At 74.2% G+C, this 22,604-nt stretch carries 26 protein-coding genes and 2 rRNA genes (1 of these 28 only partly in view); 24 read left to right on the forward strand and 4 right to left on the reverse strand.

The annotated features are described in order from the left end of the window. Positions 1-2,205: ribosomal RNA gene (locus IU369_RS08270) — 23S ribosomal RNA — on the forward strand; it begins 783 nt to the left of the window's first position. Positions 2,206-2,263: 58 nt separating this feature from the next. Continuing rightward, positions 2,264-2,380, forward strand: a 5S ribosomal RNA gene (rrf, locus tag IU369_RS08275). Positions 2,381-3,312: 932 nt separating this feature from the next. Here rrf and IU369_RS08280 read toward each other — a convergent pair. After that, the gene (locus tag IU369_RS08280; RefSeq protein ID WP_217924099.1) at positions 3,313-3,540 is read right to left on the reverse strand and encodes a hypothetical protein; all 228 of its coding nucleotides are present in this window, start codon (positions 3,538-3,540) and stop codon (positions 3,313-3,315) included. 79 nt (positions 3,541-3,619) lie between these two features. Between IU369_RS08280 and IU369_RS08285 the strand changes: the two genes are divergently transcribed. Genes IU369_RS08285 through xseB form a run of 4 tightly spaced genes read left to right on the forward strand, consistent with a single transcriptional unit; the run spans position 3,620 to position 7,465 of the window. Beyond that, entirely contained in the window at positions 3,620-4,606 is a 987-nt protein-coding gene (locus IU369_RS08285) for a LysR family transcriptional regulator (protein WP_217924100.1), read from the forward strand. Beyond that, positions 4,603-5,940: an FAD-dependent oxidoreductase gene (locus IU369_RS08290; protein ID WP_217924101.1), complete on the forward strand. Its 1,338-nt coding sequence runs from the start codon at positions 4,603-4,605 to the stop codon at positions 5,938-5,940. The genes IU369_RS08285 and IU369_RS08290 overlap by 4 nt, the downstream gene beginning before the upstream one ends. Next, positions 5,937-7,199 (forward strand): exodeoxyribonuclease VII large subunit, encoded by a 1,263-nt coding sequence (xseA, locus tag IU369_RS08295; protein ID WP_217924102.1) that lies wholly within the window; start codon positions 5,937-5,939, stop codon positions 7,197-7,199. The genes IU369_RS08290 and xseA overlap by 4 nt, the downstream gene beginning before the upstream one ends. Further along, positions 7,196-7,465 carry an exodeoxyribonuclease VII small subunit gene (gene xseB / locus IU369_RS08300; protein ID WP_217924103.1) on the forward strand — a complete coding sequence of 90 codons (270 nt, stop codon included), beginning with the start codon at positions 7,196-7,198 and terminating at the stop codon, positions 7,463-7,465. Before xseA ends, xseB begins: the two co-directional genes overlap by 4 nt. Here xseB and IU369_RS08305 read toward each other — a convergent pair. Together IU369_RS08305 and IU369_RS08310 are read right to left on the reverse strand one after the other, a co-directional pair. Then, positions 7,372-8,034 carry a hypothetical protein gene (locus tag IU369_RS08305; RefSeq protein ID WP_217924104.1) on the reverse strand — a complete coding sequence of 221 codons (663 nt, stop codon included), beginning with the start codon at positions 8,032-8,034 and terminating at the stop codon, positions 7,372-7,374. The genes xseB and IU369_RS08305 overlap by 94 nt on opposite strands. A 6-nt stretch (positions 8,035-8,040) precedes the next feature. Beyond that, positions 8,041-8,310, reverse strand: a complete 270-nt coding sequence (locus IU369_RS08310) for a hypothetical protein (RefSeq protein WP_217924105.1) — start codon at positions 8,308-8,310, stop codon at positions 8,041-8,043. 84 nt (positions 8,311-8,394) lie between these two features. Here IU369_RS08310 and IU369_RS08315 point away from each other — a divergent pair, with 84 nt between their 5' ends. The 10 genes from IU369_RS08315 to IU369_RS08360 are packed head-to-tail and all read left to right on the forward strand — an operon-like array spanning position 8,395 to position 17,143. Then, positions 8,395-9,558, forward strand: a complete 1,164-nt coding sequence (locus tag IU369_RS08315) for an aminotransferase class V-fold PLP-dependent enzyme (protein ID WP_217924106.1) — start codon at positions 8,395-8,397, stop codon at positions 9,556-9,558. 11 nt (positions 9,559-9,569) lie between these two features. Continuing rightward, positions 9,570-10,856: a UDP-N-acetylglucosamine 1-carboxyvinyltransferase gene (murA, locus tag IU369_RS08320; RefSeq protein WP_217924107.1), complete on the forward strand. Its 1,287-nt coding sequence runs from the start codon at positions 9,570-9,572 to the stop codon at positions 10,854-10,856. Next, complete coding sequence (gene hisZ / locus IU369_RS08325; RefSeq protein ID WP_217924108.1) at positions 10,849-12,114, forward strand: ATP phosphoribosyltransferase regulatory subunit; 1,266 nt, start codon at positions 10,849-10,851, stop codon at positions 12,112-12,114. The genes murA and hisZ overlap by 8 nt, the downstream gene beginning before the upstream one ends. Positions 12,115-12,122: 8 nt before the next feature. Continuing rightward, a complete protein-coding gene (hisG, locus tag IU369_RS08330) occupies positions 12,123-12,740 on the forward strand; it encodes an ATP phosphoribosyltransferase (RefSeq protein ID WP_217924109.1) in 618 nt (205 codons plus the stop codon). Next, positions 12,737-14,002 carry a histidinol dehydrogenase gene (hisD, locus tag IU369_RS08335; RefSeq protein ID WP_217924110.1) on the forward strand — a complete coding sequence of 422 codons (1,266 nt, stop codon included), beginning with the start codon at positions 12,737-12,739 and terminating at the stop codon, positions 14,000-14,002. The genes hisG and hisD overlap by 4 nt, the downstream gene beginning before the upstream one ends. After that, positions 13,999-14,586 (forward strand): imidazoleglycerol-phosphate dehydratase HisB, encoded by a 588-nt coding sequence (gene hisB, locus IU369_RS08340; protein ID WP_217924111.1) that lies wholly within the window; start codon positions 13,999-14,001, stop codon positions 14,584-14,586. Before hisD ends, hisB begins: the two co-directional genes overlap by 4 nt. Further along, positions 14,583-15,224 carry an imidazole glycerol phosphate synthase subunit HisH gene (gene hisH, locus IU369_RS08345; RefSeq protein ID WP_217924112.1) on the forward strand — a complete coding sequence of 214 codons (642 nt, stop codon included), beginning with the start codon at positions 14,583-14,585 and terminating at the stop codon, positions 15,222-15,224. The genes hisB and hisH overlap by 4 nt, the downstream gene beginning before the upstream one ends. Then, positions 15,224-15,964, forward strand: coding sequence for a 1-(5-phosphoribosyl)-5-[(5-phosphoribosylamino)methylideneamino]imidazole-4-carboxamide isomerase (gene hisA / locus IU369_RS08350; RefSeq protein ID WP_343233230.1), 741 nt, complete (start codon positions 15,224-15,226; stop codon positions 15,962-15,964). Before hisH ends, hisA begins: the two co-directional genes overlap by 1 nt. Continuing rightward, positions 15,961-16,716, forward strand: a complete 756-nt coding sequence (gene hisF / locus IU369_RS08355) for an imidazole glycerol phosphate synthase subunit HisF (RefSeq protein ID WP_217924114.1) — start codon at positions 15,961-15,963, stop codon at positions 16,714-16,716. Before hisA ends, hisF begins: the two co-directional genes overlap by 4 nt. Positions 16,717-16,744: 28 nt before the next feature. Beyond that, positions 16,745-17,143 carry a Rid family detoxifying hydrolase gene (locus tag IU369_RS08360; protein ID WP_217924115.1) on the forward strand — a complete coding sequence of 133 codons (399 nt, stop codon included), beginning with the start codon at positions 16,745-16,747 and terminating at the stop codon, positions 17,141-17,143. 18 nt (positions 17,144-17,161) lie between these two features. Here the strand turns inward: IU369_RS08360 and IU369_RS08365 are convergent, their stop codons facing one another. Next, entirely contained in the window at positions 17,162-17,413 is a 252-nt protein-coding gene (locus IU369_RS08365; protein WP_217924116.1) for a hypothetical protein, read from the reverse strand. 60 nt (positions 17,414-17,473) lie between these two features. Here IU369_RS08365 and IU369_RS08370 point away from each other — a divergent pair, with 60 nt between their 5' ends. The 8 genes from IU369_RS08370 to lspA are packed head-to-tail and all read left to right on the forward strand — an operon-like array spanning position 17,474 to position 22,590. Then, positions 17,474-18,604, forward strand: a complete 1,131-nt coding sequence (locus IU369_RS08370) for a tRNA nucleotidyltransferase/poly(A) polymerase family protein (protein WP_217924117.1) — start codon at positions 17,474-17,476, stop codon at positions 18,602-18,604. Further along, on the forward strand, positions 18,601-19,362 hold the full coding sequence (locus tag IU369_RS08375; RefSeq protein WP_217924118.1) for a purine nucleoside phosphorylase YfiH/LACC1 family protein: 762 nt from the start codon (positions 18,601-18,603) through the stop codon (positions 19,360-19,362). Before IU369_RS08370 ends, IU369_RS08375 begins: the two co-directional genes overlap by 4 nt. Beyond that, a complete protein-coding gene (locus IU369_RS08380) occupies positions 19,359-20,057 on the forward strand; it encodes a YggS family pyridoxal phosphate-dependent enzyme (RefSeq protein ID WP_217924119.1) in 699 nt (232 codons plus the stop codon). Before IU369_RS08375 ends, IU369_RS08380 begins: the two co-directional genes overlap by 4 nt. Before the next feature lie 13 nt (positions 20,058-20,070). Next, positions 20,071-20,634 carry a cell division protein SepF gene (locus IU369_RS08385; RefSeq protein WP_217924120.1) on the forward strand — a complete coding sequence of 188 codons (564 nt, stop codon included), beginning with the start codon at positions 20,071-20,073 and terminating at the stop codon, positions 20,632-20,634. Between the two features lie 16 nt (positions 20,635-20,650). Then, positions 20,651-21,445, forward strand: a complete 795-nt coding sequence (proC, locus tag IU369_RS08390) for a pyrroline-5-carboxylate reductase (protein ID WP_217924121.1) — start codon at positions 20,651-20,653, stop codon at positions 21,443-21,445. Positions 21,446-21,470: 25 nt separating this feature from the next. Beyond that, the gene (locus tag IU369_RS08395) at positions 21,471-21,743 is read left to right on the forward strand and encodes a YggT family protein (protein WP_217924122.1); all 273 of its coding nucleotides are present in this window, start codon (positions 21,471-21,473) and stop codon (positions 21,741-21,743) included. A 38-nt stretch (positions 21,744-21,781) separates the two neighbouring features. Then, on the forward strand, positions 21,782-22,060 hold the full coding sequence (locus IU369_RS08400; protein WP_281426219.1) for a DUF167 domain-containing protein: 279 nt from the start codon (positions 21,782-21,784) through the stop codon (positions 22,058-22,060). Then, a complete protein-coding gene (lspA, locus tag IU369_RS08405; RefSeq protein WP_217924124.1) occupies positions 22,057-22,590 on the forward strand; it encodes a signal peptidase II in 534 nt (177 codons plus the stop codon). The genes IU369_RS08400 and lspA overlap by 4 nt, the downstream gene beginning before the upstream one ends. The last annotated feature ends 14 nt before the right edge of the window (positions 22,591-22,604 follow it).

Consider the following 22,604-nt stretch of genomic DNA (forward strand, 5'->3'; position numbering starts at 1 on the left):
GTTGAAGCGGGGGTAAGACCTCGTGGAGGACCGAACCCACGTCGGTTGAAAACGGCGGGGATGACCTGTGGATCGGAGTGAAAGGCTAATCAAACTCGGTGATATCTGGTTCTCTCCGAAATATATTTTGGTATAGCCTCCTGCGTTCAGTCGTGGTTGTAAAGCACTGTTTGGCCTAGGGGCCCTACCAGGTTACCGAAGTCAGATAAACTCTGAATGCCACGACTCCAGAGCAGGGGAGTCAGACTGCGGGGGATAAGCTTCGTAGTCGAGAGGGAAACAGCCCAGACCACCAGCTAAGGGCCCCAAGCGCCGGCTAAGTGGAAAACGTTGTGCGAGTGCACAGACAACCAGGATGTTGGCTTAGAGGCAGCCATTCGTCTAAGGAGTGCGTAATAGCTCACTGGTCAAGTGCTCGTGCGCGGATAATGTAACGGGGCTCAAGCCGGCCCCCGAAGCTGTGGACTTCGTCTTCGGACGGAGTGGTAGGAGAGCGTTCTTCGTGCAGTGAAGCGGCAGCGGCAAGCTCCCGTGGAGCGCGGAGAAGTGAGAATGCAGGCATAAGTAACGAAAGAGGAGTGAGAAACTCCTCCACCGGATGCCCAAGGTTTCCTGAGTAAAGCTAATCTGCTCAGGGTTAGTCGGGACCTAAGCCGAGGCCGACAGGCGTAGGCGATGGACAACAGGTTGATATTCCTGTACCGCGTCTTCCGCGCTATTACCGATGGGGGGACGGGGAAGGGTAGGCGAACCGTGGCGTTGGTAGTCCACGGACAACCCGGTAGGAGGGACCTCAGGAAAATCCGGGGTCCATTAACTCCGAGAGGGGATGTCGGTCGTCGTAAGACGGCAAGTCGTCGAGCCCATGCCTCCGAGAAAAGCCTCTAGGGAGTGGGAACGCGCCCGTACCAAAACCGACACAGGTGGGCAGGTAGAGCATACCGAGGTGATCGAGATAACCCTCGTTAAGGAACTCGGCAAAATTGTCCCGTAACTTCGGGAGAAGGGACGCCCCGGTAGAGTGAAAGACTTCGCGTCTCGAGCTCGAGGGGGCCGCAGAGAATTGGCCCAACCGACTGTTTACCAAAAACACAGGTCTCTGCGAAGTCGTAAGACGACGTATAGGGGCTGACGCCTGCCCGGTGCCGGAAGGTCAAGTGGAGAGGTCAGCCGCAAGGCGAAGCTTTGAAACCAAGCCCCGGTAAACGGCGGCCGTAACTATAACGGTCCTAAGGTAGCGAAATTCCTTGTCGGGTAAGTTCCGACCTGCACGAATGGCGTAACGAGTTGGGCGCTGTCTCAACGAGGGACTCGGTGAAATTGTAGTATCGGTGAAGATGCCGATTACCCGCCGCAAGACGGAAAGACCCCGTGAACCTTTACTGCAGCTTGATATTGGTGTTTGGGACATCCTGTCCAGGATAGGTGGGAGGCTGTGAGACAGTGGCGTCAGCTGCTGTGGAGCCACCCTTGGGATACCACCCTGGATGTTCTGGGCATCTAACGGACGACCGTGATCCGGCGTTCGAACAGTGTCAGGTGGGCAGTTTGACTGGGGCGGTCGCCTCCCAAATTGTAACGGAGGCGCGCAAAGGTTCCCTCAGCACGGTTGGAAATCGTGCGTAGAGTGTAAAGGCATAAGGGAGCTTGACTGCGAGACTGACAGGTCGAGCAGGTACGAAAGTAGGCCTTAGTGATCCGGCGGTAGAGAGTGGAATTGCCGTCGCTCAACGGATAAAAGGTACTCCGGGGATAACAGGCTTATCCTCCCCAAGAGTCCACATCGACGGGAGGGTTTGGCACCTCGATGTCGGCTCGTCGCATCCTGGGGCTGGAGTTGGTCCCAAGGGTTGGGCTGTTCGCCCATTAAAGCGGTACGCGAGCTGGGTTCAGAACGTCGTGAGACAGTTCGGTCCCTATCTGCGGTGGGCGTTGGAGATTTGCGAGGAGTCGTCCCTAGTACGAGAGGACCGGGATGAACAGACCTCTGGTGTATCAGTTGTCGTGCCAACGGCACTGCTGGCTAGCTACGTCTGGACGGGATAACCGCTGAAAGCATCTAAGCGGGAAGCCCACCTCAAGATGAGATCTCCCACCCCTTCAAGGGGGTAAGGCTCCAGGTAGACCACCTGGTTGATAGGCGGGATGTGTAAGCGCAGCAATGTGTTCAGCAGACCCGTACTAATCCGCCGAGGGCTTGACCACACACTTTTCGGAGCACACCACGCCGCTATGCAGTCTTGAGGGTATGCCCTCGAGGTTTTCCGGTGGTCTTAGCGAGAGGGAAACACCTCTTCCCATTCCGAACAGAGCAGTTAAGCCTCTTTGCGCCGATGGTACTCCGAGTGAAGACTCGCGGGAGAGTAGGTCGCCGCCGGGATTAGTCTGGTTGTTGAACGCAGAGCCGCGGGGCTTAGGCCCGGCGGCTCTTCGTCGTTAAGGCGCGTGAGCGGCCGAGTGGTGGCCTCGCTCCAGACGGCGGAGTCGCGGCGGCGGCGGCCGTGGAGGTGCGGGCCGACGGGCGCCGGCAGGGATGACGGCCGGCCGGGGGACGAGCGACCGATGGGCGCGTCAGTCCTTCGGCGAGACGCCCGCAGGTCGCAGGCACGCCGGCCCGCGCGTCCAGGGAACGCGATGAGGCCCTGCTGCCGGCCACGATTCTCTGAGCAGCTGACGACGGCCGGTTACGGCATCGGTCGGGCGCGGGGGGCGAGCGCGGCCCCGCGGCCAATTGGACCGCGACCCTCAGGCCAGGTGGACCGCGACCCTCAGGCCAGGTGGACCTCGACTCGACGGCCAAGTGGACCTCGACGCCACGGCCAAGTGGACCTCGACCCCACGGCCAAGTGGACCTCGACCCCACGGCCAAGTGGACCTCGACCCCACGGCCAAGTGGACCTCGACCCCACGGCCAAGTGGACCTCGACCCCACGGCCAAGTGGACCTCGACCCCGCGGCCAAGTGGACCTCGGCGCGACGGCCAAGTGGACCTCGGCTCCCTCGGCCAAGTGGACCTCGGCTCGACGGCCGAGTGGACCTCGGGTCCACGCCCAACGTGTCCCCTTGATGCGACGGCCTGAGCGTTGCCCGGGGGATGGCTCCCCCGTCCCCTCCAGCGTGGCGTGTTCCTCGAGCGGTTGATTGGCGCCTACCGCGTGGGGCGCCCGTCCGGCGATCGCCGACGCCCTCGCCTGCACGCGTTCCCTGAGAAGTTGCGTGAGAGCCGACGTGAGAGTCCGGGATCCCGAGTCATCGCCGGCGCGCGACTGCCGTCCCTGTCACGCCTGCCCGACGTGCGTCAGGGATGACGTGTCAGCACCAGTCGGGCTCGGAGTCGCAGGGCGGGGCCGCGAGGCGTCGTCCGGGGCGATGGGGCGGAGGGACCGCGGCGGCCGGGGCCGGGGCGGTGCCGGCGTCGCGCCGGAGGAGGGTGAGGAGGCGCCGGCCGAGGCCGGGCCGTGCCCGGCGCGGGACGACGTGCTTCGGGGCGCTCGGGAGGTGGCGGTCCTGGAGGCTCCTCAACTCGGTGTAGCGGTGCATCTCGGTGCTCCCTGTCGTGTGGGAGCAGCGTCTCGCGGGTGGCGAATAAGGACAAATCGGGTTAGCGTTCGAGTCCATCATGGAACGCGATGGATGGCTCCAGGTCGAGGTCCGGCACCTCGCCGCGCTCCGGGCGGTCGCCGAGGCCGGCTCGTTCGGGGGCGCCGCGACGCTGCTCGGGTACACGCAGTCCGCCGTCTCCCAGCAGATCGCCACCCTCGAGCGCGCCACCGGGGTGCGGCTCATCGACCGGCCCGGCGGGCCGCGGCGCATCTCCATGACCGAGGCGGGCCGGGTGCTGCTGCGCCACGCCGAGCGCATCACCGCCGACATGGAGGCCGCGTGGGCTGACCTCGCCGCCCTCGCCGACGGCGCCACCGGGACCCTCCGCGTCGGCACCTACCAGAGCGTCGGCGCGCGGATCCTCCCCGACCTCATGCGCCGCTTCCTGCAGGAACGCCCCGGCGTCACCGTCGAGCTCACCGAATCCGGCAACGACGCCGAGCTCCTCGCCCTCCTCGAACGCGGCGAGCTCGACCTCTCGTTCACCGTCCTCCCCATGCCCGACGGCCCGTACGAGGGCGTCGAGCTCATGACCGACCCCTACGTCCTCATGGTCGCCGCCTCCGACCCCCTCGCCGGCCGCGACGGGCCCCTCGCGCTCACCGACCTCGCGGGACGGCCGCTCATCGGGTTCCGCCACTGCCTCTCCGGGGAGTTCGTCGACGCCCACATCCGCCGGCACGGCGTCGACCTCGACATCGTCTTCCGCTCCGACGACAACGGCACCGTCCAGGGCCTCGTCGGGGCGGGGATGGCCTCCGCGCTCGTGCCCCTGCTCGCGGCCGACCCCGGCGACGACCGGGTCGCCGTCCTCCCCATGGGGGACACCGTCCCGTCCCGGCGGATCGCCGTCGCATGGCACCGCGACCGGGCTCTCTCCGCCGCCGCGGAGGCGTTCATCGCCAGCGCCGCCCGCGTCTGCGACGAGCTCCAGCCCGCCGTCGCCGCCCCCTCCGGGACCGTCCAGGGGCCTCCGGACCCGCTGGTACCATCGCCGCGATGAGCGACACCGAACCCCGGCCCGGCGGCCTGGACTGCATCGTCGTGGGAGGGGGCCTCGCCGGCCTCGCCTGCGCATACGGCCTCGCCGTCGCCGGCCGCAGCGTCACCGTCCTCGAGGCCGACGAGGCCCCCGGCGGACGCGCCCGCACCGTCTGGCACCGGGGACGCCCTGTCGACCGGGGGTTCCAGACCCTCTTCCGGGCCTACCCCCGCACCCGGCGCCTCCTCAAGGACATCGGGCTCCCACGCCGCGACCTGCGGCCCGTCGCCGGAGGCGCCGTCTTCATCGACGGGGAGGGGACGGCCCGCCGCCTCGGCACGTCCAAGGTCGCCGGCCTCGCGTTCGACGGCCTCCCGCGCCCCGACCGCCTCCGCCTCGCCGCCCTCGGCGCGCGCGTCGTCGGCCGCTCCGTCGAATCGCTGCTCGCCGAGGACGACGACGCCCCCAGCACCGAGGCCTACCTCCGCGCCGAGGGCTTCTCCGACGCCGCCATCGACGGCTTCTTCCGGCCCCTCTTCGGCGTCATCCTCCTCGACCGGGACCTGTCCGCCGACCCCGGCTACTTCCGCTTCCTCCTCGCGATGCTCGCCCGCGGCCCGTCCGTCATCCCGAGCGACGGCCTCGGCATGGTCGCCGAGTGGACCTCCGCGGCGATCCGCCAGGCCGGCGGCACCATCCAGCTCGGCACACCCGTCGAGGGCCTCGACGTCGACGCCGACGCCCGCCGGATCACCGGTGTGCGCACCGGCGACGGACGCGTGCTCAGCGCCCGCCACGTCGTCCTCGCCGTCGAGGCGCCCGCCGCCGCCCGCCTCCTCGCGGGGATCGACGACGACGTCATCGCCCGACTCCCCACCCGCGCCGCGTCGTCCGCGACGGCGGCGTTCGCGCTGCGACGGCCCCTCTACACCGGCCGCTCCATCGTGCTCAACGCCGACGGCCGCCGCGACGGCGACGGACCGCACGTCGACCTCGTCTGCCAGACCACAAACATCACCCGCCCCGGGGCGCCCGACGGCCCGCACATCCTGCTCGCCCAGACCGTCACCACCGGCGGCGGGACCTCCGACGGCCTCGTCGAGGCGGTCGGCGCCCTCGTCCGCCGCTGGGCGCCCGGCTACGACTGGGACGGCCTCGCCGAACCCATCGGCGTCCACGAGCACGCCTTCGCCCAGTACCGCCCCGGCGTCGGCGTGCGGCGCGGCCTCCCCGGCCCCCGCACCCGGGTCGGCAACCTCATCATGGCCGGGGACCTCACCACCCACCCCTCGATCGAGGGCGCCGTGTCGAGCGGCGCCCGCGCCGCGGAGATCGTCGACGCGCTGATGCCGTGAGGCAGGTCGGCGACCGGAGGGTCTTCTCGGTCGAGGACGTCACCGGGCGCCTCGCGCGCATGTTCGAGGACCTCCGCTCCTTCTGGGTCGAGGCCGAGCTGCAGGACCTGCGCCCCGCCCGCACCCAGATGCGGTTCACCCTCCGCGGCGAGCACGTCCTCGAGGCGTCCATGAACGGGATCGTCTTCGAGCGCCTCGAGCACCGCCCACGCGACGGCGCCCAGGTGCAGGCCTACGGGCGCATCGAGTTCTGGCGGGGCCGCGCCCAGCTGTCCATGCGGGTCGAGAAGCTCGAGCTGGCGGGGGAGGGGCTCCTGCGCGCCCGGGTCGACGCCCTCCGCGCCGTGCTCGAGGCGGAGGGCCTGCTCGCCCCCGGGCGGAAGGTGCGCCCACCGCTCCTGCCGCGCCGCATCGGCCTCGTCACCAGCGTCGACGGCGCCGCCCGGGACGACGTGCTCACCAACGTCTGGGCCCGCTTCCCCGGCGCGGACGTCGCGCTCGTCAGCGTCCCCGTCCAGGGCGACGCCGCCCCCGCCCTCATCGCCCGGGCGCTCCGCCACCTCGACGGCCTCGACGGCGTCGACGTCATCGTCATCGCCCGCGGTGGCGGGTCCCTCGAGGACCTCATGGCCTTCAACAGCGAGACCGTCTGCCGCGCCGTCGCCGCGACCCGCACCCCGGTCGTGTCCGCCGTCGGCCACGAACGCGACGTCACCCTCTGCGACCTCGTCGCCGACGTGCGCGTCTCCACCCCGACCGCCGCCGCGGCCGCCGTCGTCCCCAGCCGCGAGGCCCTCGACGCCCACCTCGCCGACTCCGCGGCCGCCATCACCCGCGGCCTCGTCCGCGCCGGGGCCCGCGCGCGCATCGACGTCGACCGGAGGTCCACCGACCTCGTGCGCGCCCTCCGCGCCCGCGGGGACCTCGGCCGCGACCGCGTCGACCGCCTCGCCCCGCGCCTGCGCGGCGGGCTGGAGCGCGTCGCCGCCCGCGCCCCCGCCGCCGTCGACGACCGCGCCGGCCGCCTCGAGCGGGCCGTCGCCGCGCGCCGCGACGCCGCCGTCCGCCGCGTCGACGGCGCCGCCGCCATGCTGCACCTGCTCTCACCGCGCCGGACCGTCGCGCGCGGGTATGCCATCGTCCGCGACGCGGACGACGCGAGCGTGATCGGATCGGCGGGCGACGTGGCGGAGGGGCGGAGGATCGTGATCGAGATGCGCGACGGGGCGGTCCCCGCACGGGCGGAGGCCCCCGCATGACCACCACGCCCCCCGGCGACGGGACCCCGCCCACGTTCGAGGAGGCCCTGCGGCGCCTCGACGAGGTCGTCGCCCGCCTCGAGGCGGGGGAGGTCGGCCTGGAGGAGGCGCTCGGCCTCTTCGAGCAGGGCCAGGCGCTTCTCGCCGCCTGCCGCGAGCGCCTCGCGGCCGCTCAGCGTCGGATCGAGGAGCTCACCGCCGACGACCTCCCCGCCGGAGGCCCCGGCGCCCCCGCACCCCCGGAGGCCCCGCCCGCGCCCTTCTGAGGGCGCGCGGCGCTCCACCGCTCCAGCCGGCGCAGGTCCCGCTCGATGCGCCGCAGGGGCACCTGGCATCCGGCGCCGCCGACGTTGGCGTAGGCCAGCAGGCGGTCCTCGTCGGCCCGCAGGGTCATCCACTTCGCGAGCACGTCGTCGCCCGCCGGCAGCAGCCGGGTCGCGCCCGGGCCGGTCCGGTCCGGGAACTGCACGCAGTACTCGCGCACCGGCGCCAGCGACCGCGGCAGCAACGCGACCACCGGCAGGTGCGGGTAGACCAGGTACCGGTACCGCGCCGGATCCCCGGGGGCCGCGTCCCGGCGCCGGCGGCGACCCGCGACGCAGATGAAGCCGAGGTCGCGGAACATCTCCCACTCGTCCTCGTTGACCACCGACCGCAACAGGTCGAGCGCCCGGCGCTCCGCGTCCTCCGGGGGCAACGGCGGCTCCCGGAGCCACGCCGGCGCGCTGGCCGCGCCCTCGCGACGGCGGCTGCGCGGCGTCCGGCCCGGGCGGGTGATCACCACCGCGAGGGCCCCCAGGGTCGCCGTCAGGAGGACGACCCAGAGCCCCGTCATCGCGCCCTAGCGGACGGGGGAGGGAGGGGCGCCGCCGGCGGCGCGCGGCCAGAAGAGGACGCGCTCGGCGTCGGCCGGGACGTCGCGGAAGTCGGTCACCAGCACCGCCTCGCGGCGGCCCGTCGCGCCGTCGGTGACCGGCACCGCCGCCCACATCCCCGCGTCGAGCTGGGCGCGGAACGCGCGCAGGAGCTCCTCGCGCTCGCCCTCCACCCGAGGGTCGCCCTCGCAGACGAGCGTCTCCCCGTAGCCGGGCATCATCCGCAGCAGCCGCATGCAGGCGGGTTATAGCGGGGCGCGCGGGGCACGCGCAACGGCGTCCCGCGGGGCCCGGCGGGCCGCCCCGGCTACCATGCGCCGGTGCCCCCCGACCTCCGCACCGTGCGGGACCAGCTCCCGTGCCTCGCCCCCGAGGTCTACCTCAACACCGGGGCGTGCGGGCCCCTGACACGTGTCGCGGCGCGGGCGACGGCGGAGTGGCAGGCCGCCGAGCTCGCCGCCGGCCGCGGCAGCGCCGCCGGCTTCGGCCTCGTCGCCGCCGAGGCCGCCCGGGTGCGGGCCGCGGCGGGGAGGGTCGTCGGCGCCGGCGCCACCCGGATCGCGCTGACGGACAACACCACCGCCGGCGTCAACGTCGTCGCGTGGGGCATCGACTGGCGGCCCGGCGACGAGATCGTCATGCCCGCCCTCGAGCACCCCGGGATGGGGGTGCCGCTCGCCACCGTCGCCCGCCGCACCGGCGCCGTGCTGCGGACGATCGACCACGACGGCGACGGGCGGCGCCTCGCCGAGGAGCTCGCGGCGGCCGTCGGACCGCGCACCCGCCTCGTCGCGCTCTCCCACGTGGCGTGGTCGACCGGCGCCGTCCTCGACGTCGCCGCCGCCGTCCGGGCGGCCCGCGCCGTCGGCGCCCTCGTGCTCGTCGACGGCGCCCAGTCCGCCGGCGCGATCCCGGTCGACGTCAACGCCCTCGGCGTCGACGCGTACGCGTTCCCCGCGCACAAGTGGCTGCTCGGGCCCGGCGGGCTCGGCGCCCTCTGGATCGCGCCCGGCGCGATGGAGCGGATCGACATCACCCAGACCGGCTACGAGGCGGGGACCGACCACGGCCCGGGGGGAGGCATCACCCTGCACGCCGGGGCCCGGCGGCACGAGGTCTCGACGCTCCCCGCCGCCCTGCTGCCCGCCTGGCGGGCGTCGCTCGAATGGCTCGAGGAGCTCGGCCACGACTGGATCCACGCCCGCATCGCCGCGAACCAGGCGGCGACCCGCGCCGCCCTCACCGAGGTCCCCGGCGTGACCGTCCTCACGCCCCCCGGCCCGCAGGCGGGGCTCGTCACGTTCACCGTCGCCGGGTGCGACCCGGTCGCCGCGAGCGACGCCCTGGCGGCCGGCGGCGTCATCGCCCGGTGGATCCTGCACCCCCCGGGGTTGCGCGTGTCGACCGGGTTCTTCACCGACGAGACGGACATCCGTCGCCTGGTGGAGGCCGTCGCGGCCGTCGCCGCGCGCGGTGGCTGCTAGCGTCCACCCACGTGAGTCAGGACAGGCTGGTCATCCGGGGCGGCCGTGCGCTGTCCGGCACCATCGTGCCGAGCGGCAACAAGAACGCCGCTCTGCCGATCCTCGCTGCGTGCCTCCTGACGGACGAGGAGGTCGTGCTCGAGAACGTGCCGGACATCCTCGACGTGCACGTCATGCTCGCCCTCCTCGACGACCTCGGGGTGAGCATCCGCGACGAGGGCCCGAACTCCCTCGCCCTGCGGGCCGACCGCGTGCGCACCACGCACCTCGACCCCGACCTCTGCCGGCGCCTGCGGGCGTCGCTGCTGCTCGCGGGCCCGCTGCTCGCCCGCTGCGGCCAGGTCGAGCTGCCGCTCGCCGGGGGCGACTTCATCGGCCGCCGCCGCGTCGACACCCACCTCCTCGCGTTCCGGGGCCTCGGCGCCGAGTGCGTCGTCGAGCGCAGCTACAACCTGCGCCACTCCGGGCTGCGCGGCGCCGAGATCTTCCTCGACGAGGCGTCCGTCACCGCGACCGAGAACGCCCTCATGGCGGCGGTCATCGCGACGGGGCGCACCGTCATCCTGAACGCGGCGAGCGAGCCGCACGTGCAGGACCTCGCGCGCTTCCTCGTCGAGCTGGGCGCCCAGATCGACGGCATCGGCACCAACCGGATGGTCGTCGACGGGGTCGACCGCCTCCACGGCGGACGCTTCCGGATCGGGCCGGACCACATCGAGATCGCCTCGTTCATCGGCCTCGGCGCGATCACCGGGTCCGACCTGACGATCACCGACGTGCGCGCCGAGGACCTGCGCATGATCAACCTGACCTTCGAGCGCCTCGGCATCCGCGTCGAGTACGAGGGCGACACCCTCCGCGTGCCGCCCGACCAGGACCTCCGCGTCATCGCCGACGAGGGCGACGCCATCCCGAAGGTCGACGACGGCATCTGGCCCGCGTTCCCCGCGGACCTCACCAGCATCGCCGTCGCCGTCGCCACGCAGACGCACGGCACGGTGATGATCTTCGAGAAGATGTTCGAGAACCGGCTGTTCTTCGTGGACAAGCTCGTCGCGATGGGCGCGCGCATCGTCGTCTGCGACCCCCACCGGGTCGTGATCAGCGGGCCGGCGCAGCTCTACGGCGAGCGGCTCGAGAGCCCCGACATCCGCGCCGGCATGGCGATGCTGATCGCGAGCCTCGCGGCGAAGGGCGTCAGCGAGATCGGCAACGTCGGCCAGATCGACCGCGGCTACGAGCGGATCGACGAGCGCCTGCAGGCGGTCGGCGCCGACATCGAGCGTGTCCGTGAGTGACGGCGAGGCCGGGGCCCCGGCGATCCCGCCGGCCGCGCTCCCGGCCGGGTCGAAGGACGTGCTCGCCGTCGAGGCCCGGGAGCTCCGCGCCGTCGAGGGCGCCCTCCGGGGACGCTTCGCCGCGTACGGCTACCGCGAGGTCATGACCCCGGTGCTGGAGTTCGCCGAGGTGATCGACCGCGCCCAGGAGGCGGGCCTGCGCGACGCGTTCCGCCTCTTCGACGACACCGGCCGCGTGCTGGTGCTCCGCCCCGACCTCACCATCCCGACCGCCCGCCTCGCCGCGACGCGGATGGCCGACCACCCCGGCCCCGTCCGCGTCTCGTACCTCGCACGGGTCTTCCGGCCGCCGTCGCCGGGGCGCCCGCGGGCGTCCGAGCAGCGCCAGGCCGGCATCGAGCTCATCGGCGAGGGCGGCCCCGGCGGTGACGCCGAGGCGCTCGCCCTGCTCGTCGACAGCCTCCGCGCCTCCGGGCTCGAGGGGCTGCGCGTCGGCGTCGGCGACGTCTCGCTGACGGCGGCGGTCCTCGACGGCCTCGGCGTCGCGCCCGCGATGCGCGAGCGCATGCGCGCCGCCCTCGGCGCCCGCAACTTCGTGGAGTGGCGGCGCCTCGCGCGGGCCGCGGCGGGGGAGGGGTCGCGCGCCGACCTGCTCGTCGCGCTGCCGACCCTGCGCGGCGGCCCCGAGCTGCTCGACCGGATCTCCGGGGAGATCCCGGCCGCGGCCGCGGCGTGCGCCCGGCTCGGCGTGATGCTCGACCTGCTCGCCGGCCTCGGCGTCGCCGACGCCGTCGTGCTCGACCTGGGCGTCCTGCGCGAATGGCGCTACTACTCCGGTGTGGTGTTCGAGGCGTACGCGCCGGGTGTCGGCGCACCGATCGCGATGGGCGGCCGCTACGACGACCTGGCGGGCCGCTTCGGCAGCCCGCGCCCCGCCGTCGGCTTCGGCATCACCCTCGACCTCCTGCACCAGGCCCTGCTCGCCGCGGACGGCGAGGATCCCGGGCCGCGCGACGGCGTCGTGCTCGTCGGTGGGCTCGACACGATGGCGCCGACGGCCGCCGCCGCCCGCGCCGCGGGGATGACCGTGATCGCCGTCGCCGCCGACGACCCCGACCCCGAGGCCCTCGCCGCCGCCGACGGCTGGCGGTGGGTCGCCCGCGGGACCGGCGACGGCGGCTGGGACGTGCTCGACTGCGTGACCGGGGAGCGCTCCCGCCACGCCCGCCTGGACGAGGTGCTGCGATCGCCGGCCTGAGGATCTGCGTGCCGCTCGGCGCCCTCTTCCCCGGGTCGATCGAGGCGCTCGAGGCCGCCGGCGTCGACGTCGCGCCCCTGCGCGACCTCGGGCGCCGCCTCGTCATCGAGGCGCCCGACGGGACGACGTTCATCACGACCCGCCCCAGCGACGTCCCCACCTACGTCGAGGCCGGCGCCGCCGACATCGGCATCGTGGGCAAGGACGTCCTGCACGAACGCGCCCCCGACGTCTACGAGCTGCTCGACCTCGGCTTCGGCGGCTGCCGCATGGTCTACGCGACCCGGGAGGGGGACGACCCCACCCCCGCGGCCCTCGAGCACCTCGGGGTGGTCCGGGTCGCGACGAAGTACCCGGTCTCCGCGACGGAGCACTTCACGCGCACCGGCCGTCAGGCCGAGGTCGTCAAGGTCAACGGCTCCGTCGAGCTCGCGCCCCTCGTGGGCCTCGCGCACGGCATCGTCGACCTCGTCGCGACCGGCCGCACGCTCCGGGAGAACGGCCTCGTCGAGCGGGAGCCGATCTTCGACTCCTCCGCGCGCCTCATCGCGAACCGCGTGAGCCAGACCCTGCGCGCCGGGGAGCTGGAGGAGGTCGTCGGGCGGATGGGGGAGGTGCCGGCGTGAGCGGACCCCGCCGCGCCCGCCTGCGGTCCGGGGGCGCGCAGGCGATCGCCCACACGCTGCGCCCCGAGGGGGACGCGCCCGAGGTCGCCGCCGCCGTGACGCAGACCCTCGAGGACGTCCGCACCCGCGGCGACGACGCCCTGGTGGAGGGCGCCCGCCGGTTCGACGACCCCGACTTCACCCACGACCGCCTGCGGGTGCCGCAGACCGCCATCGAGCGGGCCGTCGACGCGCTCGACGAGGACCTGCGCGCCGCGATCGTCGCCGCGGCCTCCCAGGTGCGGATCGTCTCCGAGGCCCTGCTGCCCGACGACCGTCACGTCACGCTCCCGTTCGGCCAGCGGGTGCAGGTGCGCAACGTCCCCGTCGACTCCGCCGGGTGCTACGCCCCCGGGGGACGGGCGGTGTACCCGTCGAGCCTCATCATGGGCGTCGTCCCCGCGCAGGCCGCCGGGGTGGAGCGGATCGTCGCCGTCAGCCCGCCCGGCCCCGGGGGACGCCCGGCGCCGGCGATCCTCGCCACCGCCGGCCTGCTCGGGATCGACGAGGTCTACGCCGCCGGGGGCGCCGCCGCGATCGGCGCGCTCGCCTACGGCACCGCGACCGTCCCGCCCGTCGCGGTGATCGTCGGGCCCGGCAGCCCCTGGGTGCAGGAGGCGAAGCGGCAGGTGTTCGGCGTCGTCGGCATCGACGGCGTCGCCGGCCCGAGCGAGGTCCTCATCATCGCCGACGCGTCCGCGGACCCGGAGGCCATGGCGCTCGACCTGCTGGCGCAGGCCGAGCACGGCGCCGACTCGCCCGCGGTGCTCGCGAGCGACGACCCCGAGGTGATCACGGCCGTCGAGGCGGCGCTCGCCGGGCTGCCGGACGCCCCCGGTCCCATCACCCTCGTCGAGTGTGCCAGCATGCCCCTGGCGGTCGAGCTGGCCGAGGCGATGGCGCCCGAGCACCTCCAGATCGCGACCCGCGACCCCGAGGCGCTGGCGGCGCGGATCACCCGCTCGGGGGCGGTCTTCACCGGCCCCAACTGCGCGACCGCCTTCGGCGACTACGTCGCCGGCTCCAACCACGTCCTGCCCACCGGGGGCGCCGCACGTCACGCGTCGGCCCTCGGTCCCACCACGTTCCTGCGGAGGATGTCCGTGGTCGAGATGACCGACGAGGCCGTCGCGGCGCTCACGCCCCACCTGGCGGCGCTGGCCGACGCCGAGGGGTTCACGATGCACCGCCGCTCGGCCGAGTCGCGGCGGAGGACGACGTGAGCCGGGTCGGCGAGGCGCACCGCGCCACCGGCGAGACCGACGTGCGCGTGCGCGTCGACCTCGACGGGTCGGGTGCGTCCACGATCGCGACCGGCGTCGGCTTCTTCGACCACATGCTGACCCTGCTCGCCCGCCACTCCCTGATCGACCTGGAGGTCGCCGCCCGCGGCGACCTCGAGACGGGCAGCCACCACACCGTCGAGGACGTCGGCATCACGCTCGGCCAGGCCCTCACCTCGGCGCTCGGCGACCGCTCCGGCATCGAGCGCTACGGCGCGTCCCTGATCCCCATGGACGAGTGCCTCGTGCAGTGCGCGCTCGACCTCTCCGGGCGGCCGTTCACGGCGATCGACGTCCCGCTGCCGTCCACGGTGATCGGCGGGTTCGAGACCGAGCTGCTGTCCGAGTTCCTGCGCGGGCTGGCGAACCACGCCGGCCTGACGCTGCACGTGCGCCTGCTGGTGCCGGGCAACGCCCACCACGCGATCGAGGGCACCTTCAAGGCCGTCGCCCGTGCGCTCGCGGTGGCCGTCGCCCCGAACCCGCGGGTGACGGGCGTGCCGTCGACGAAGGGCAGCCTGTGAGCCCCCGCCTCGCCGTCCTCGACTTCGAGATGAGCAACCTCCGCAGCGCCGTGAAGGCGCTGGAGCGGCTCGGCGCCGACGTGCGCGTCGCGGTCGACCCCGACGGGGCGCGCGACGTCGACGGGGTCGTGCTGCCCGGCGTCGGCAACTTCGGCGAGGCGATGCGCCGCATGGGCGCCCGCGGCCTCGACACCGCCGTGCGCGACGCCGTCGACCGGGGGGTGCCGGTGATCGGCATCTGCCTCGGCCTGCAGCTGCTCTTCGCCGAGAGCGAGGAGAGCCCCGGCGTCCCCGGGCTCGGCATCCTGCCGGGCGCCGTGCGCCGCCTGCGCACCGACCGCAAGCTCCCCCACATCGGCTGGAGCCACGTGACGTGGGCGCCGGACAGCGTGCTCGGGCCCGACGACCCCGGCGACGCCGCGGCCTCGACCTACTACTTCGTCCACACCTACGCGTGCGAGCCGGAGGACCCGTCGCTGGTGCTGGGGCGCGCCGAGCACGGCACCCCGTTCTGCGCGTCCGCGGGCCGGGAGGGGGTCATGGGCGTCCAGTTCCACCCCGAGAAGTCGAGCGCCGCGGGCCTCGGCCTGCTGGGCCGCTGGATCGCGTCGGTCGGCGCCGGGGCGGTGGCCCGGTGATCACCCTCTACCCGGCGATCGACCTGCAGGACGGGCGCGCCGTGCGCCTCCGCCAGGGCGACTTCGCACAGACCACCGTCTTCAGCGAGGACCCCGTCGACCAGGCCCGCCGGTTCGCGGCCGACGGGGCGACGTCGCTCCACGTCGTCGACCTCGACGGCGCCCGGGCGGGCGAGCCGGTCCACGCGGCGCTCGTCGCGAGCATCGCCGCCGCGTTCCCCGGCACCGTCCACCTCGGCGGCGGGCTGCGCTCGCGCGCGGCCATCGAGACCGCCCTCGCGACCGGCGTCGACCGCGTCGTCGTCGGGACCGCCGTCATCGACGACCGCGACCTGCTCGCCTGGGCCGTCGACCGCCTCGGCGACCGCCTGGTCGTGGCCCTCGACGCCCGCCAGGGGAAGGTCGCCACCCACGGCTGGACGAAGGTCACCGACCGCGACGCCATCGACGTCGCGACGGGGCTGCTCTCCATGGGCGTCCGCCACCTCGCGTACACCGACATCAACCGCGACGGCACCCTCGGCGGACCGAACCTCGCCGCCATGCGGCGGCTCGCCGACGCGGCCCCCCCGCTCCGCCTGATCGCCTCCGGCGGCGTGTCGTCCCTCGACGACCTGCGGCGCGTGCGGGACCTCGGCGTCGCCACGCTCGACGGCGTGATCGTCGGCCGGGCGCTCTACGAGGGTCGCTTCACCGTGACCGAGGCGCTCGACGTGCTCGGGGCGGGGAGCCGGGCGTGATCCGCGTCATCCCCTGCCTGGACGTCAACGCCGGGCGGGTGGTGAAGGGGGTCAACTTCGTCGGCCTGCGCGACGCCGGCGACCCCGTCGAGCTGGCGTCCCGGTACGACCGGGAGGGCGCCGACGAGCTCGTCTTCCTCGACATCACCGCGAGCCACGAGGAGCGGGGGACGATCGTCGACCTCGCCCGGCGGACGGCGGAGGAGGTGTTCATCCCCTTCACCATCGGGGGCGGGCTGCGCTCCGAGGACGACATGTACGCCGTGCTCGCCGCCGGCGCCGACAAGGTGTCGCTCAACTCCGCGGCGGTCCGCGACCCCGCGCTCATCACCCGCGGGTCGGCGCGCTTCGGCGCCCAGTGCATCGTCGTCGCCATCGACGCCAAGCGGCGCGCCGACGGGAGCGGCTGGGAGGTCTTCCTCAACGGCGGCCGGCTCGAGACGGGCCGCGAGGCCGTCGCGTGGGCCGCCGAGGCCGCGGAGCGGGGCGCGGGGGAGCTGCTGGTCACCTCGATGGACCGCGACGGCACCCAGGGCGGGTTCGACTGCGAGCTGCTCGCCGCCGTCACCGCGGCCGCGCCCGTGCCCGTCATCGCCTCGGGCGGGGCGGGGACGCTCGGGCACTTCCCGCAGGCCGTCACGGAGGGCCACGCCGACGCGGTCCTCGCGGCGTCGGTGTTCCACGACGGCGTCTACACCATCGCCGAGGTCAAGGACGCGATGGCCGGCGCCGGGGTCCCGGTCCGGCGCTGACCGCGGCGGTGCCGGGTAGGGTGACCCCATGAGGACGATCCGCACCGACGCCGCGCCCGCACCGGTCGCCGGCGCCCCGTACAGCCAGGCGGTCGCCGTCGAGCCGGGGACGCTCGTCTACGTCTCGGGCCAGGTGCCCGTCGACCCCGGCACCGGCGCCCTCGTCGAGGGCGACGTCGGCGTGCAGACGGCACTCGCCCTCCGCCACGTCGCCGCCGTGCTCGCCGCGGCGAACGGGAACCTCCGCCACGTGGTCAAGACCACCGTCTTCCTGACCGACCTGCCCGGCGACTTCGCCGCCATGAACGCCGTCTACGCCGAGGCCTTCACCGGCCACGCGCCCGCCCGCGCCACCGTCGGCGTCGCCGCCCTCCCACTGGGCGCCCGGGTCGAGATCGAGGCGGTCGCCGTCATCCCGAACGGGTGAGCGGCGTGCGTCCCCCCGCTACTCGGCCCAGGTCCGCCGCTCGAGCAGGCTGTCCAACGCGATCCGGTCCAGGTAGTCCGGCGCCTCGGAGATCGGCCGGCCCTCGTTGACGGGGTCGCGCACCCAGGTGCGGAACCGCTCGTCGGCCTCCTCGAACCGCGCGCGCAGCTCCAGCAGCGTCAACCCCTCGAACTTCGCGAAGGCGGACAGGATCTCGGGCGCGACGGGCGCGTTGTCGGCGAGCTTGCGGGAGACCGGGTCGTAGGCCACGTCGACGATCCTAGCCGCCGGGCCGCCGCGGGGGTCGCCGACCATCCCCTCGTCCGCCGCGTGCGCCCCCACCTGACGGGCGACGTCAGCGCCGTCGGCGGCGTGGTGCGCGACGCGCTCCTCGGCCTGCCCCCCGGCGGCGAGCTGGACCTGCTGATCGAGGGTGACGCCGTCGTGCTGGCGGAACGCGTCGGGCGGGCGCTCGGCGCCCGTGTCGTCGCGCACACCCGCTTCGGGACCGCCGTGCTCGGCCTGCCGCACGGCGGCGAGATCGACATCGTCACCGCACGCACCGAGAGCTACGCCCACCCCGGGGCGTTGCCGGACGTGACCCCCGCGAGCCTCCCCGACGACCTCGCCCGTCGCGACTTCACCGTCAACGCGATGGCCGTCGGCCTGAGCGGCGCCCGCGAGGGGGAGCTGACCGACCCCCACGGCGGCGTCGCCGACCTCGCGGCCCGCCTGGTGCGCACGTTGCGCCCCGGGGCGTTCCACGAGGACCCGAGCCGGCTGGTGCGCGCCGCCCGGTACGCCGCGCGCCTCGGGTTCGCCCTCGCGCCGGCGACGGCGGACGAGGCGCGGGACGCCGCCGCCACGCTCGACCCCGGTTCGCCCCGGGTCGCCGAGGAGCTGCGGCGCCTGCTCGACGAGCCGGACGCGGGGGCCGCGCTCGCGCTGCTGGAGGACCTCGGCGTGCCGTGGGTCGCCCCGGGCGCCGCCGGGGGCATCGCCGCGCTCGACGCCGCCGGGCGGCACGTCGCCGCGCCGGGCCTCGTCCCCTGGGCCGTCCGCCTCGGCGCCGCGGTGCGCCCCGCGGCCGTCCCCGGCGTCGCCCTGCCCGGCTGGGCGCGGACCGTCGCCGCCGAGGTCCAGGCCGGCCCGGCGCTCGCCGCCGCCGTCGCGGCCGCCGACCGGCCGTCGGCCGTCGACCGCCTGCTGCGCGGCGCGCCGCCCGCGACCGCCGTCGCGGCCCTCGCCGCGGGCGCCGACGCCGTCGGGACGTGGTGGGAGGGCGACCGGCACCGGGAGCCCGCCGTGCGCGGATCGGACCTCGTGCGCGAGGGCGTCGCCCCGGGGCCGGCGATCGGCCGCGCCCTCGAGGAGGTGCGCGCCGCGCTGCTCGACGGCCGCGTCGACGGGGCCGACGAGCAGCTCGCCCTGGCCCTCCGCGTGGCGCGGGACGCGGCGTGAGCGGGCCGGTGGTCGTGGAGGTCCCCACCGGGACGGCCGCCCGCGCGGTCTTCACCACCCGGGCCGGCGGCTCCAGCACCGGGGCGCTCGCCGCGCTGAACCTCTCCGCCGACCGCGGCGACGACGACGCCGTCGTCCGGGGGAACCGGACCGCCCTCTGCGCCGCGCTCGGCATCGACCCCGCCGGGGTCGCGATGGCCCGCCAGGTGCACGGCGCCGGCGTGAGGGAGGTGGGGGAGGGCGACGACGCCGGGCGCTTCACCGGCGCCCTGCGCGACTGGCCGGCGTCCGACGCCCTCGTCACCCGCGTCCCCGGCCGGGCGCTGATGGTCCTCGGCGCCGACTGCCTCCCCGTCCTGCTGTGGCGCCGCGACGGGGAGGGGGTCGCCGCGGCGCACGCCGGGTGGCGCGGCCTCGTCGCCGGCGTCGTCGAGGGCGCCGTCGACGCGCTCGGGACACCCGGGCGCACCGGGGCCGCGATCGGCCCCGGCATCGGCCCCTGCTGCTACCCGGTCTCGGACGAGGTGCGCCGCCGGTTCGCGGACCGGTTCGGCGCGGCGGTCGTGCGCGGCGACGCGGTCGACCTCGCCGCCGCCGCCCGCGCCGCGCTCGTCGCCGCCGGGGTCGACGCGGCCGCCGTCACGACGGTCGACGCCTGCACGAGCTGCGACGCGGCACGGTTCTACTCGCACCGGCGCGACGGCGAGGCCGCCGGCCGGCACGCCGGGGTCGTCTGGGCGACGGGGGAGGCCGCGTGATCGACGCCGACCGGCTGCGGGAGGTGCTGGCGGAGACGCGCGAGCGGCTCGACGAGGCCGCGGGCCGCGGGGGCCGCGCCCCCGGGGCCGTCGAGCTGGTGCTCGCCGGGAAGTACATCGCCGCGGAGGACACCGAGGCGCTGATCGCCGCGGGCGTCGGCGTCGTCGGCGAGAACCGCCTGCAGGACCTCCAGGCGAAGGCCGCCGTCGCCGGCGACCGCCTCACCTTCGACTTCATCGGCCACGTCCAGCGCCGCAAGGTCCGCGACCTGGTGGGGACGGTGCGGCTGATCCACTCCGTCGACTCCCTGGCGCTGGCCGAGGAGATCGCCCGCCGCTCGGAAGGTCCCACCCGGGTTCTCGTCGAAATCAACATCGCCGAGGAGCCAACCAAAGGTGGTATCGTGCCGCCCCGACTTCGGGCGTTCGTCGATGACGTGTCGGCCCGTACCGACCTCGTGATCGGTGGTCTCATGGCCATGCCCCCCCTTCACCCCGACGCCGAGATGAGCAGGCCCCACTTCGCGGAGGTGCGGCGCCTGGCCGCTGACCTGGCGGAGGAGTGGGAGGGGCGTCACGATGTCGGCGACCTGTCGATGGGCACGAGCCAGGATTACCTCGTGGCCGCCGAAGAGGGCGCCACGATGGTCCGGGTGGGGCGTGGGCTCCTCGAGCGCCTCCGGTCAAACCACTGAGGGACTCGCGTAGATGGCCGTCACCGACATCTGGCACCGCACACTCGTCTACTTCGGCATGGCCGACGAGGCGGACGACTACGTCGACGACTACGACGACGAGCCCGAGCGGCGCCCGTCGCGTGACCGCGAGCGCGGGACCGCGGCGCACGAGGACCTGGAGCGCAGCTACCGCGAGCGGCCGAACGTGCGGCGCCTCGGCCCGCGCCGCCGCGACAACGAGTTCGACGACATCTTCGCGGAGGAGACCCGCACCAGCAGCCGCCCGGTCATGCGCTCCGTCGAGTCGCGGCCGCAGCCGGCGGAGGTGCACCTCGTCGTGCCGAAGAGCTTCAACGACGCGCAGCAGATCGCGGACAAGTTCAAGGGGACGATCCCGGTCATCCTCAACCTCCAGAGCGCCGAGACCGACCTCGCGAAGCGCCTCATCGACTTCTCCAGCGGGCTCACGTACGCCCTCGACGGCGGCATGCAGCGGGTGGCCGACAAGGTCTTCATGCTCACGCCGCGCAACGTCGAGGTGTCGGCGGAGGAGCGGGCCCGTCTGCTGGAGAAGGGCTTCTTCAACCAGTACTAGTGGGGTCCCGGCGCTAGTGGCGGGATGGCCCGCCTCGATCGGCCTGGTCGGCGCGGGCGCGATGGGTCGCGCGCTCGCCGCGGGGCTGTCGCGTGGGCGTCCCGCGGTCGCGGACGCGCTGCTGGTCACCGACCAGGTGCCCGCGGCGGTCGAGGCCGCCCTCGCCGACGCCGGCGGCCGGCCGGCGACGCTCGCCGAGACCGCCGCCGCCGACCTGGTCTGCGTCGCCGTCAAGCCCGGTGACGCCGGGGCCGCGCTCGCGGCGGTCGCCGCCGCCGCGCGCCCCGACGCCGTCGTGCTGTCGGTCGTCGCCGGATGGGACCTCGCGCGCCTGCGCGCCGCCGCCCCCGGCGTCGGCCTGGTCCGCACCATGCCGAACCTCGCCGTGCGCCACGGCGCGGGTGTGGTGGCCGTCGCGACGGACGGGCTCGACGACGCCCGCCGGGACGCGGTCATGGCGACCCTGGCGCCGCTCGGCGCCGTCGTCGCGCTCCCCGAGCACCTCTTCGCCGCGGCGACGGCACTCGCCGGCAGCGGCCCCGGCCTCGTCGCCGTGATCGCGGAGGCCCTCGAGGAGGGCGCCGTCGCCGCCGGCCTCGGCCGGCCGCAGGCGCGCGAGATGGTCGCCGCCGTCCTCGCCGGCACCGCGGCCCTGCTCGCCGACGGCACCGACCCCGCGCTGCTGCGCCAACGGGTCAGCTCCCCCGCCGGCACCACCATCGCCGGCATCGCCGTGCTCGAGCGCGGGGCCGTCCGGGCCCACGTCGCCGACGCCGTCCTGGCCGCCGCGCGCCGCGCGGCGGAGATCTGATGGCCGCCCCGCGGCGAGGTGCCTGATGGACGCGGTCCAGACCTACGTCTCCGCCCTCTTCACGGTGTTCCTGCTCCTGATCTTCGTCAGGATCCTGCTGTCGTTCGCCCCGCGGCCGCCGGTCTCGGGCGTCCCGCGGGCGTTGTGGGACTTCGCGCATCAGAGCACCGACTGGTTCCTGAACGTCTTCCGGCGGATCATCCCGCCCATGGGGATGTTCGACCTGTCGCCGATCGTCGCGATCCTGGTGCTCTACATCCTGCGCTTCTTCGTCCTCGGCCTGCTGGACTCGTTCTGAATGACCTCCCCACATGGCTCAGCCCGCGTGACGGAGGGGTGATCGTCGCGGTCAAGGCGGTGCCCCGCTCGCGCGCGACGCGGGCGGTGGGGGTCCAGGCGGGGGCGCTCCGCGTCCAGATCGCCGCGGCGCCCCACCACGGACAGTCGAACGCGGCGTTGTGCGCGTACCTCGCCGAGGCGTCGGGCGTGCGGCCGAGCGCGGTGCGGGTGCGCCGCGGGTCGAGCGGCGCCCGCAAGCTGATCGAGGTCGACGGCGACCCGGGCGAGGTCGCCCGCCGCCTGGTCGGCGCGCTCGGGCCGGAGGGGGAGGGGTGAGGACGACCCGCCCCTCCATGGGCGAGACCGTCGCCCAGGCCATCGACCGCCGCCACCGCCGCCAGACGCAGCGCCGGTGGATGCGCTTCGCCGTGCTCGCCGCGCTCGTCGTGGTGCTCGACCAGACGGCGAAGGCCATCATCCGGGCGACCCTCGAGCCGCGCGAGCGGATCGACGTGTTCCCCGGCTTCCAGATCTCCCGCGTCGCGAACGAGGGCATCGCGTTCGGCCTGTTCCCGGGACGCCAGGCCATCGTGGCGGTGCTCACCGTGATCGCGTTGAGCGCCATCGCCATCGCGCTCGCCGGCCTCGTCGCGCGCAACGCGACCGTCGCGGCCGGCGCGGGCCTGCTGGTCGGCGGCAGCATCGGCAACCTGATCGACCGCCTCGCCCTCGGGGCCGTCGTCGACTTCATCGACTTCGCGCGCTGGCCGGCGTTCAACCTCGCCGACTGCGCCATCACGATCGGGGCGGCGTTGATCATCATCGGCCTGATGCAGGACGCCGAGGAGGACGAGCTCACTGAGTGACGACCGCGCCCCGG

Source organism: Miltoncostaea oceani, assembly GCF_018141545.1.
Taxonomy (GTDB): domain Bacteria; phylum Actinomycetota; class Thermoleophilia; order Miltoncostaeales; family Miltoncostaeaceae; genus Miltoncostaea; species Miltoncostaea oceani.

Bases quoted from the DNA above. Each gene is read 5' to 3' on its own strand.
- IU369_RS08280 (WP_217924099.1), bottom strand. From the start codon at position 3,540: ATGCACCGCTACACCGAGTTGAGGAGCCTCCAGGACCGCCACCTCCCG.
- IU369_RS08285 (WP_217924100.1), top strand. From the start codon at position 3,620: ATGGAACGCGATGGATGGCTCCAGGTCGAGGTCCGGCACCTCGCCGCG.
- IU369_RS08290 (WP_217924101.1), top strand. From the start codon at position 4,603: ATGAGCGACACCGAACCCCGGCCCGGCGGCCTGGACTGCATCGTCGTG.
- xseB (WP_217924103.1), top strand. From the start codon at position 7,196: ATGACCACCACGCCCCCCGGCGACGGGACCCCGCCCACGTTCGAGGAG.
- IU369_RS08305 (WP_217924104.1), bottom strand. From the start codon at position 8,034: ATGACGGGGCTCTGGGTCGTCCTCCTGACGGCGACCCTGGGGGCCCTC.
- IU369_RS08310 (WP_217924105.1), bottom strand. From the start codon at position 8,310: ATGCGGCTGCTGCGGATGATGCCCGGCTACGGGGAGACGCTCGTCTGC.
- IU369_RS08360 (WP_217924115.1), top strand. From the start codon at position 16,745: ATGAGGACGATCCGCACCGACGCCGCGCCCGCACCGGTCGCCGGCGCC.
- IU369_RS08385 (WP_217924120.1), top strand. From the start codon at position 20,071: ATGGCCGTCACCGACATCTGGCACCGCACACTCGTCTACTTCGGCATG.
- IU369_RS08395 (WP_217924122.1), top strand. From the start codon at position 21,471: ATGGACGCGGTCCAGACCTACGTCTCCGCCCTCTTCACGGTGTTCCTG.